The sequence below is a fragment of the Holospora elegans E1 genome (assembly GCF_000648275.1).
Classification (GTDB): domain Bacteria; phylum Pseudomonadota; class Alphaproteobacteria; order Holosporales; family Holosporaceae; genus Holospora; species Holospora undulata_A.
This window is the reverse complement of sequence record NZ_BAUP01000133.1, coordinates 1-2,171: the sequence shown is the minus strand read 5'-3', so window position 1 is coordinate 2,171 and position 2,171 is coordinate 1. Positions and strand designations below refer to the sequence as shown.

The 2,171-nt window shown below is 33.8% G+C and carries 2 protein-coding genes and 1 pseudogene; 2 read left to right on the top strand and 1 reads right to left on the bottom strand.

The annotated features are described in order from the left end of the window. Together HE1_RS09805 and HE1_RS05475 are read left to right on the top strand one after the other, a co-directional pair. Positions 1 to 146: pseudogene (locus HE1_RS09805) on the top strand (IS481 family transposase); the annotation flags it as partial. A gap of 279 nt (positions 147 to 425) precedes the next feature. Then, entirely contained in the window at positions 426 to 1,358 is a 933-nt protein-coding gene (locus tag HE1_RS05475; protein WP_035545557.1) for a hypothetical protein, read from the top strand. A 209-nt stretch (positions 1,359 to 1,567) separates the two neighbouring features. On the opposite strand, the gene HE1_RS05470 is transcribed toward HE1_RS05475, so the two are convergent. Continuing rightward, on the bottom strand, positions 1,568 to 1,918 hold the full coding sequence (locus tag HE1_RS05470) for a transposase (protein ID WP_035545555.1): 351 nt from the start codon (positions 1,916 to 1,918) through the stop codon (positions 1,568 to 1,570). Positions 1,919 to 2,171: the final 253 nt, after the last annotated feature.

The following is a 2,171-nucleotide window of genomic DNA, read 5'->3' as shown; positions in this document are numbered from 1 at the left end:
TTATGGCTTACAACTTTGCTAAACGACTCAAAGCTATCAAAGGAAAAACTCCTTGGCAATTTATTCTAAATCAGTGGACAATTCATCTTGAATATTTTATACCTAATCCTAACCATTTTTTACTGGGACTAAACACAACTTATTGAGCTTTAAATCTGGACATTTTTATAAGTCTAAAGACTTTCTTTATCTAAATTTATAAAAAATCATAAAAAAGGGGCCGTTATAAAAATTTTCCGCCTAAAAATCTATCATGCAAGAGCCCCATAAGTTCTTTTATTCTTTAGGTTTTGTTTAAAAAATTGGAATAATTTAGTGTTCTTTTTTTGGATGCGGTAAGGAATTTTTCTTCGTGCAAAAGAGCATTTTGTATTTTTTAATTATGTTGTTGTACTATCAACAGGAAAAATAAAAAAATTTATTGTATGAAAAACAAATTTTTGATCGCTGTATTAGCAGCAGGGATATTCTTTACCCAAAAGTCCAAAGGACTTTCTTTTTTATCATCTGATGGAGATCGTTTTCAAGAGCAAAATTCTGACCTAATTTCAGAGATAGAACCAGAAAAAAATCAAAAATCTGATTCTGTTTTGGATCCTATTTCTAAGTTATTTTTTAAACAGACTCTTATTCCTAACGGGGATAATGTGCTTTCTTTTACTACTACGAACATTCCTTCTAAAAAAACACATTCTTCTGTGAAAGAAGTCGATATTCTTGATGAAAAAAACAAAGAAGATACACAAAGAAAAGTAGCTCAAGAACAGTTAATGAATTTGATTTTTAAGCTTATCTCTTTTCCAGAAAAATTATTAAAAGAAAAAGATTTTACTTTGAATCCTGAAAAAATTTCAACAAAAATAGAGACGAGTTCGCAAGAAATACCACATAAAGTTGGCGCAAATTTTGGAACTATCCTAGAAAAAGAATTGGATAAAGCCAACGTCTCCCCTGAGGAGGATTTTGAACAAGAAGCGACTAAAGCTGGAACAAGCTCTGAAGCAGGCCTAGAAGAGGAATTAAATAAGATCGACGTAAGCTCTGGAACAGATTTTGAACAGAAAGCAAGCAAGGTTGACACAAGCTATGGAACTGATCTAGAAGAGAAGTCAGATGAAGGAAACCCAAAAACTGAAACAGATTCAAATGAGACACAAAATAAAGACTGTTCAAAGCGCAAGACTACAAAAAGATTTCCGATCCTCTTTAAGAAAATATTTTCTTCTCCAATTCACACCTTTATTAATGAAGAGCCTAAGAAAGACATCTCTTCTTCCTCTTTAGAGGATCGCTTAGATAGACTAGAAACGCAATATCGACGCTTGGAAAAGTACTTAGTTAACCACCATCGTAGATAAGGTAGGATATTGTTTAATAACGGGCACCATTCTAAATATTTTTAGAAAAAATTAGAAAGTTATTATTCAGCGTTTTCAATTTTTTGAAAACGCTGTGGGATGAAATGAAATGCGTTGGGTTGGGGAGACAAAATCAAATGAAATGATTGCACGAAATTTTATTATCAATTCTGTTAATATAGAGTATAAATATTTAATATTTTAAGATTTTAACCATACTCCCCCTCACTTTTTTTCAGGTAATTTAAAAGATTGCTGAAATCAAAGAATAAGAGTTTATCTTTGATCCACCTGAGTCCCCTTGTGAAGTATGAATAGAAAGGCGCTCTGACTGTTTTTTTGTAAGCACATTCTTGTGTAAGGCCCGTTATAGAAGCGTATACAATAGCAACAGCGACAATGGTCATAAGTTTGGAAAGTCTTCCCAAATCTTTCATAGGGGGATTTTCAAGGTTAACCCCTTGCGTTTTCATAGTTCTGAAAAGCCGTTCAATGTCCCATCTTTGTTTGTAGGCTTTTATCACCCGGTCTTTATCTTGGGCAAATGACAAGGTACGCATCTTTAATCTTTTTACCTACGCCCCCCCCATAGGATCATCCAGCATGTTACAGATGGCGGCTTTCGTCCGTATTTAGGTGAGTAAAAAAATCCTTCAAAGGCTTTTTAGAGGTGCCGAAGTTGGCCAATGGATTATCTTTTATACGGATAAAAAAGGGATCGTGTAGTCACACAAATAAGTCACACAAATAAGTGATCCAATCTTTGCCCACAAATTCGCGATCAGCTGAAAAGGAGAGAATTTTATCGAACCC